The sequence below is a fragment of the Kitasatospora sp. NPDC051164 genome (genome assembly GCF_044455625.1).
Classification (GTDB): Bacteria; Actinomycetota; Actinomycetes; order Streptomycetales; family Streptomycetaceae; genus Kitasatospora.
This window is the reverse complement of record NZ_JBITFB010000063.1, coordinates 22,957-29,442: the sequence shown is the minus strand read 5'-3', so window position 1 is coordinate 29,442 and position 6,486 is coordinate 22,957. Positions and strand designations below refer to the sequence as shown.

Here is a 6,486-nt window from a genome sequence, read left to right as displayed (position 1 = left end):
CGATGCGGTCGCCCTCGACGGCCAGCCGGTTGCCCTCGACGACGCCGCCGGGCAGGACCAGGCGGGCGCCGGCCAGGGCAGTACGGTCACGGTCCACGGCGATCACGGCCCCCGGCGGTGCTTGGAATTGATCGAATGCTCGACATTGTAGTCATCTTTGAGCAGAATTCTCGATGCCTCTGAAGCCACCGAGGGGCTGTACCGGGGCTCTACCGGGGGACGCGGGCTTGCCCGTTGGGTCGGCTGACGGGCCTGGCCTACACTCCGTCCATGCTCAAAGCCGATCGTGCCGCCCGGATCCTGTCGCACATCGCCGAGGCCGGAAGCGCCGACGTGCACGCGCTCGCCGAGCTGCTCGGGGTGTCGGGCGCGACCGTGCGCCGGGACCTGCAGGAGCTGCACGATCAGGGCCTGCTGCACCGCACGCGGGGCGGGGCGGTGACGGGAGCGGTGAACCTGGAAGTCCCCCTGCGGCACCGCGGTGAGAAGCAGCAGGAGGAGAAGCGCCGGATCGCCCGGGCGGCAGCCGAACTGGTGCCGGACGGGGCCGTGGTGGGCCTGACCGGCGGCACGACCACCACCGAGCTGGCCAAGGCCTTGGCCGAGCGGGGCAACCTCACCGTGGTCACCAACGCCGTGAACATCGCGGCCGAGCTGATCGTGCGCCCGGAGATCCGGCTGGTCGTGATCGGCGGCATCGCCCGGTCGGCCAGCTACGAACTGGTCGGGCCGGCCGCGGACAGCATGCTCCAGCGCTACCACCTCGACCTCGCCTTCATCGGCGTGGACGGCCTCACCGCCCAGGAGGGCTGCACCACCCACGACGAGATGGAGGCCCAGACCGACCGGGCCTTCCTGCGCAGCAGCGCGCGTACGGTCGTGCTCGCCGACCGGACCAAGGTCGGCCGGGTCACCTTCGCCTCGATCTGCCCGCTCGCCGACGTCCACGACCTGGTGACGGACGCCGGGCTCTCCGATGCCCAGGAGAAGGCCATCGCGGACTGCGGCGTACGGGTGCGGCGAGCCTGAGCGACCGCACCGGGTTCCGGCCGGGCGCGCCCGGAAACCGCGGAGGGCTGCCCACGGTTCCGTGAGCAGCCCTCCGGGCAGCCGTCGCGGCGCGCCGGATATCGGCGACGGGCGGGTGCGGTTCAGGAGCGGACGGCGGTGACGACGTGGTAGTCGAGGAGGCCGTCGCGCCAGGCGGGGAGGAAGTTGCGGGTCCAGTGGGCGGCGGGGACGGTGCCGGTGAGGTAGCGGTCGAGGCCGGGCCAGACGTCGGCGCCGATCGACTCGGTGGTGACCTCGGAGAAGCCGGCCGTCGCGAGGTCGTCGGTGAAGGCGTCGAGGGGGTGGGCGACGTCCAGTCCGTCGGCGAAGCTGGCGAGGAGGATGGCCAGGCGTTCGGCGGCGTCGGGGCCGGGGGCGGTGAAGAAGGTGGTGACGACGAGGCGGCCGCCTGGCCGCAGGACGCGGGCGGCTTCGTGGGCGAAGCCGGTGAGTTCGCGGAAGTGCTGGGCGGCCTCGACGGAGTACAGGCCGTCCAGGAAGGAATCGGGGAACGGGAGTTCGTCGGCCGAGCCGAGGGCGTAGGCGAGCCGGTCGGGATAGGTGGCCAGGGCCTTGGCGTTGACGGCGCGGGCGCGTTCGACCTGGTCGGGGTGGATGTCGACGCCGGTGACGGCGGCGAAGCGGAACTCGCGCAATGCGAGGGCGGCGCCCAGCCCGCGCCCGCAGCCGACCTCGGCGAGGCGCTGCTGCTCGCGCGGCTCAGGGAAGGCCCCCAGGACGCGTCGGTAGAGCTGCTCCTGGCTGTGCACCCGGTCCTCGGGGGTGGGAGCGGTGAGGTCGATGCCGTGCCAGTCGCCGAAGTTGATGAATCCGCCTGCGAAACTGGCGGCTTTGGACAGATCACCGGCGCCGTAAGTCTGGCGCACGGTCGGGGGGATGCGGTTGTGGTCCATGGGCCGCTGGGTCTCCTGCTCGGTGGGCGCCCGGGCGTCGGGCGCGCCGAGGTACGTACCCAAACCGGTGGTGGTCCGAACACGGTACGTGATGGGCCGGTGTGCTTGGCGGGAAAGGGGCGCGGCGGTGTTCCGAGGGGGCTCGGAACGCCGCCGCGCGACCGGGGGCGGCGACGGGTGAGGTCGGCCGGCTCGTCGAGCCGGGTCAGCCGCGTCGGTTGGGTCGGTTGGGTCGGCTGTGACCGGCGGGAGATAAATCCCTGCCGGTCGGGCGCCGGGTTCGCTACAGTCCGCGAGGATTCCCGCGATCTTGACAAGACATGAGGAGAACGGCACCGTGAAGACCCCTGACGAACGCCCCGTACCGCCGCTGACCGGCGGAGAACGCGAGATGCTGCGCGGCTTCCTGGACTTCCACCGGGCGACCCTCGCCATGAAGTGCGAGGGCCTGAGCGACGAACAGCTGCGGCAGCGCTCCAGCCCGCCGTCCACGCTGTCCCTCCTCGGGCTGGTGCGGCACATGGCGGATGTGGAGCGCACCTGGTTCCGCCGGGTGATCAACGGCGAGGACCTCCCGCTGGTCTGGTCGGACAGCGACTACCAGGCCTCGTACGACGCCGCCGACGCCACCCGGGCCGAGGCCTTCGCCGGCTGGCAGGCCGAGGTCGAGCACTCCCGCCGCATCGAGCTCGCCGCCGAGACCCTCGACGTCACCGGCTACCAGGCCCGATGGGACGCCGACGTGTCACTGCGGCTGGTGATGCTGCACCTGATCCACGAGTACGCCCGGCACAACGGGCACGCCGACTTCCTGCGGGAGGCGATCGACGGGGTGGTGGGGGCGTAGCGGAGTCACCCGGGGCACGGCGCCACCCGCCGGGGCTGCCGTTACCAGCCGAGACTGCCGCCGGCACCCGGGGCGCGGCGCTACCAGCCGAGGAGGTGGGTGCGGCGGGTGAGGGCGGTGAGCACGGTCTCGGCGGTGGTCTCGTCGGTGAGGTCGCTGGTGTCCAGGGTGTGCGGGGCGTCGTCCGGGGCCGGGCCGGCGTGGAGGACGACGTAGTGGAGGGCGGTGCCGGTGGCGCGGCTCTCGCGGCGGAAGGTGTCCAGTGCGGCCGGGACGGCCGGGCACTCCACCACGACCTGGTAGCCGCGGGTGGCGTAGGCGAAGGCGGCCTGGGCCGCGGCGGCCAGAGCGGTGGCGTTCTGGCGGCCGGCCTCCGGCAGGTGGGGCGGGAGCCGGCCGCTGCGGATGACCCGCAGGAAGTCGTCCGTCCGCAGGTGGACGCTCAGGCGCAGTTCCCGCGCGAGCAGCTCCGCGACCGGGCTGTTCCCGGCCACGGACGGGTCGACAAGGACGAGGACGCCCCCGGCGCCCCGGCCGCCCCCGAGCTCCGGCCCACCTTCGGTCGTACGGTTCACAGCTGCTGATCCCTTCGCGGGCCGGGGACGGTCGGGTAGCCGGGGCGAGGCGGTCGGAGTGCGAAGGAGCTGGTCGGTCCATATCCGGACAGCCGACCGCCTCGTCCCTACGACTGATGCGTTTCGGAGATCAACCTAGTCCAAACGGGTGCCCCGAGTCGTCCCCCACCCGGTCCGCGGACGGGCACCGCGGGCGCTCGGTGGCCGCCCGGTGACCGGGCGGTGGCCCGCCCGCGTCGTTCCGGTGCCCCCGCGGGTGCCCCTGCCGGTGCTCCTGCCCCGGTGGTCCGGCGGGTGCTCCGGTCGCTGCTCCGGTCGCTGCTCCGGTGGCTGCGACCGTCGGTGCGGTCAGTACTCCTCGGCGCGCAGGACGATCGGGTTGGTGAGCGCCGCCATCGGGCCCCAGGGCAGGTCCGGGCCCATCGCGTTGCCCCTGCCCGGCGTGCCGTCCGGCTTCGGATGGCGCACCTCGGCCCGGACGTACGCGGCGAGCGAGGCCGTCGTGCGCCACACCACCGTGCCGGAGCCGGCCGCGGGCAGTGACTCCTGGTGCATCTGCCCCTCGTCGGTGACCAGCCGGACCGTCCCGCCGGGCACCCCGGAGACGGTGAGCCGGACGTCCAGCGGAGCGTCGGCCGGGACGGTCAGCTCCTCGCCGATGGCCGCCTGGCGGCCGTGCCCGGTGACGGTGAACTCCAGTTGGACGGCCCGGGATTCGGCGAGCCAGCTGCGCCCGTCGCGCAGCCCGTCGAGGATCGCGTCCCGGGTGAGGTCCTCGGCCAGCACCACGTTGTGCGGGGAGCCGATCACCTGCGGCTCGCTGTGTGCGTCACTGTTGCCCAGGGCGGGCAGCCAGGATCGGCCCTCGCGCAGGGCGACGGCGAGCCGGCCGTCCCAGGTGTCCACCGCGGACTCGTCGTCGTACGTCCAGGGGCCGTTCCACACCTCGACGGCGTCGGCCTGCTCGTAGCCGAACTTCCACTGGCAGGCGACGTACGGGCAGTACGGGTGCGCGGGCACGACCAGGCCGCCGGCGCGGTGGACCTGGCGGACGAAGCGCGGGAACTCCTCGTCGCGCGAGCGGTAGCGCCAGTCGACGAACTGCCCGCCTTCCAGGCCGAGGGCCAGCCAGTGGCCGTTGCGGGTGGTGATCTCCTCGCCCGGGACGATCAGCAGGTCCGGGCCGGCCAGCGGGCCCCAGACGGCGTGCGAGGAGCTGGTGTTGTGGTCGGTGGAGACGATGAAGTCCAGGCCGGCCGCGCGGGCCCCGGCCGCGACCTCCTCGGGCAGGCGCTGCCCGTCGGAGTGGACGGTGTGCAGGTGGCAGTCGCCCCGGTACCAGGCCCGGCCGCGGCCGCGGGCCCGCTCCGCCGGGTAGTGCGGGGTGAACTGCGGCCCGGGCGCGCCGAACCGGAGGGTGACCCGGACGCGGTAGTCCAGGCCCTGCGGGGCGATCTGGTACGGGCCCAAAACGACGTGCCAGGTGCCGGGGTTGACCGGGCCGGGGAGGTAGCCCGGCGTGGCGGCGGAGCGGGAGAGGCTGAACTCGGTGCGGAAGCCGCCGGACCAACCGCGGAAGCCGGGGCCGCCGAGGTCGGTGCCGCGCTCGTCGAAGATGCCGATGTCGCAGGAGTTGCCGGGAGTGCCGGCCGGGACCGGAGGCTTGTCGTAGCTGTAGGAGACGGCGATCTCGCGGACGCCTTCGGGGACTTCGACCGGGAGGTAGACGAAGTCGGGGTCACCGGTGGCGAGATGGCCGGTGAGGGTGAGGGTGCGGTCGGGGGCTGCGGTAGGGGCTGCGGCGGGTGCGGCGACGGCCTCGCCGGTGGCGGCGGCGAGGCCGAGTGCGGTGGCGGCACCGGTGGCGAGGCCGGTGCGGAGCAGGTCGCGGCGGGCGGGGTGCGGGGTGCTGGGTTCGGTCGGCATCGAGGTCTCCGGATCGGGGCGGGGCGGGTCGCTCGCGTGCCTACCCGGGTGAGTGAACCGGGGGTGAGTCGGGGCCCACGGGGACGGGGCGGGTCGGTGAAGAGGGGCCGGGCGGGGCCGGGGCGAGTTGCGGGGAGTGACGAATGGTCGGTTCATAGTCATGTAATCGGTTGATAGGAGTACAGATGGGTCGGGAGGCGGGCGTGGCGGTGAGTCGGCGGACGCTGCTCGTGGTAATGGCCGGAAGCGTACTGGCGGGGTGCGGGACGCGGTCGGCCTCGACCTCCCCCGCCGGGGAGGTCTCAGGTCCGGCCTCCGCTTCGGCGACGGCGGCTGCCACGGCGGGCGGCATACCCGTGGAGGCCGGCGCCGCGCCGACGGCCGCCGCGACCGCCACGCCCACCGATGCGCCCACACCCGCGCCGACTCCGGCTCTGACCCCGGCTCCGGCGAAGGAGCCGACTCGAGCCGAGGTCGTCGACCGGTACGGGGCCGTGACCCCGACGGACTGGGGGCTGGAGGTCGCCGGGGTGATCACCGAGCTGCCCGAGGGCGAACGCGCGACGGCGCTCACCTTCGACGCCTGCGGCGGCCCCGGCGGCAACGGCTACGACGCCGAGCTGATCGGCTTCCTGCGCGCGAACGCCGTCCCGGCCACGCTCTTCCTGAACGCCCGCTGGATCGACGCCAACCCGGACGAGTTCGAGCAGCTCGCCGCCGACCCGCTGTTCGAGATCGGCAACCACGGCACCGTCCACCGGCCGCTGTCGGTCACCGGCCGCTCCGCCTACGGCATCGCCGGCACCCGTGACGTCGGCGCGGTGTACGACGAGGTGGCGGGCAACGCGCGGAAGCTCGCCGACCTGCTCGGGCACCCGCCCCGCTTCTTCCGCTCCGGCACCGCGCACTACGACGACGTCGCCACCCGGGTCGTCGCCGACCTGGGCGAGCGCGTGGCCGGCTTCACCGTGAACGGGGACGGCGGCGCGACGCTCAGCGCCTCCCAGGTGCGGCAGGAGGTCGGGTCGGCACCGCCGGGCGCGATCGTGATCGGCCACCTGAACCACCCCGGCGGCGGCACCGCCCCCGGCGTGGCGGCGGCGGTGCCGGGGATGCTGGCGGCGGGGCGGCGGTTCGTCCGGCTCTCGGACGTGCTGTAGGCCGGGCGCTCGGC

6 protein-coding genes are annotated in these 6,486 nt (G+C 74.0%); 3 read left to right on the top strand and 3 right to left on the bottom strand.

What is annotated here, in order from left to right; genetic code table 11:
* Positions 1-270 precede the first annotated feature (270 nt).
* Positions 271-1,029, top strand: coding sequence for a DeoR/GlpR family DNA-binding transcription regulator (locus ACIBEC_RS45505; protein ID WP_360509123.1), 759 nt, complete (start codon positions 271-273; stop codon positions 1,027-1,029).
* 122 nt (positions 1,030-1,151) lie between these two features.
* Here ACIBEC_RS45505 and ACIBEC_RS45500 read toward each other — a convergent pair whose 3' ends face one another.
* The gene (locus ACIBEC_RS45500) at positions 1,152-2,027 is read right to left on the bottom strand and encodes a class I SAM-dependent methyltransferase (RefSeq protein WP_360509125.1); all 876 of its coding nucleotides are present in this window, start codon (positions 2,025-2,027) and stop codon (positions 1,152-1,154) included.
* 328 nt (positions 2,028-2,355) lie between these two features.
* Here ACIBEC_RS45500 and ACIBEC_RS45495 point away from each other — a divergent pair, with 328 nt between their 5' ends.
* Positions 2,356-2,811, top strand: coding sequence for a DinB family protein (locus tag ACIBEC_RS45495; RefSeq protein ID WP_360509176.1), 456 nt, complete (start codon positions 2,356-2,358; stop codon positions 2,809-2,811).
* A gap of 80 nt (positions 2,812-2,891) precedes the next feature.
* On the opposite strand, the gene ACIBEC_RS45490 is transcribed toward ACIBEC_RS45495, so the two are convergent.
* Both ACIBEC_RS45490 and ACIBEC_RS45485 read right to left on the bottom strand, forming a co-directional pair.
* Positions 2,892-3,386, bottom strand: a complete 495-nt coding sequence (locus ACIBEC_RS45490; RefSeq protein WP_360509127.1) for a hypothetical protein — start codon at positions 3,384-3,386, stop codon at positions 2,892-2,894.
* A 348-nt stretch (positions 3,387-3,734) separates the two neighbouring features.
* Positions 3,735-5,312: a CehA/McbA family metallohydrolase gene (locus tag ACIBEC_RS45485; protein WP_360509129.1), complete on the bottom strand. Its 1,578-nt coding sequence runs from the start codon at positions 5,310-5,312 to the stop codon at positions 3,735-3,737.
* Positions 5,313-5,668: 356 nt separating this feature from the next.
* On the opposite strand from ACIBEC_RS45485, the gene ACIBEC_RS45480 reads away from it, so the two are divergent.
* A complete protein-coding gene (locus tag ACIBEC_RS45480) occupies positions 5,669-6,472 on the top strand; it encodes a polysaccharide deacetylase family protein (RefSeq protein WP_360509131.1) in 804 nt (267 codons plus the stop codon).
* Positions 6,473-6,486 lie beyond the last annotated feature (14 nt).